The sequence below is a fragment of the Methylobacterium sp. E-041 genome (assembly GCF_022829665.1).
Lineage (GTDB): Bacteria > Pseudomonadota > Alphaproteobacteria > Rhizobiales > Beijerinckiaceae > Methylobacterium.
The window spans coordinates 1-804 of the sequence record NZ_JAKSYQ010000212.1 but is presented as its reverse complement, the minus strand read 5'-3'; the positions used below and the strand labels follow the sequence as shown (position 1 = coordinate 804).

Sequence of the window (804 nt, the reverse complement as noted above, 5' to 3'; positions counted from 1 at the left end):
GCGCACCGCGTTGCCGGCGGCGTCCTGCGGCAGCACCTGCCAGACCGCGTCCCAGGTGCCGACGTCCGACCACGGGAACGACACCGGCAGCACGCCGGCGCGCGTCGTGCGCTCCATCACCGCGTAGTCGATCGAGATCTTGGGCGCCTGCCCGAACGCCGCCGCGTCCAGGCGGACGAAGTCGAGGTCGACGCCGGCCCGCTCCAGCGCCGCGCGGGCGGCGGAGAGCACCGCGGGCGCGTGCGCCTCGAGCTCGGCCAGCATCAGGTCGGCCCGGAACAGGAAGTAGCCCGAGTTCCACAGGGCGCCCTCCGCGATCAGCGCGGCGGCGCCCTCCGCATCCGGCTTCTCGACGAAGCGCGCCACCGCGAAGGCGCCCTCGGCCTCCGGCAGCGCCCCCCCGCGGCGGATGTAGCCGTAATCGGTCGCCGGGCGCGTCGGCTCGATGCCGAGCGTCATGGTGTAGCCGGCCCGCGCGCCGACCGCCGCCGCGCGCACGGCGGCGGCGAAGGCCGGCACGTCGCCGATCACGTGGTCGGCGGCCATGATCAGCACCACCGCCTCCGGGTCTGCCTTGGCCGCGTGCAAGGCCGCCACCGCCACGGCGGCGGCCGAGTCGCGCCCCTCCGGCTCCAGGATGATGTCGGCGGACATCCCGGCCTGCGCCAGCTGCTCGGCCACGATGAAGCGCGACTCCGCTGCCGCGATCACCGCCGGCCGGGCGAAGACCGCCGCGTCGCCCACCCGCCGCGCGGTGGCCTGGAACGTCGATTCCGACGCGTCCACCAGCCGCGCGAACTGCTT

General features: G+C 75.9%; 1 protein-coding gene. It reads right to left on the bottom strand.

All coding sequences use genetic code 11. The features are described 5' to 3' along the window. A partial coding sequence (locus MKK70_RS19800) for a mannose-1-phosphate guanylyltransferase (RefSeq protein ID WP_243949451.1) occupies nucleotides 1-804 on the bottom strand: 804 nt, incomplete at both ends.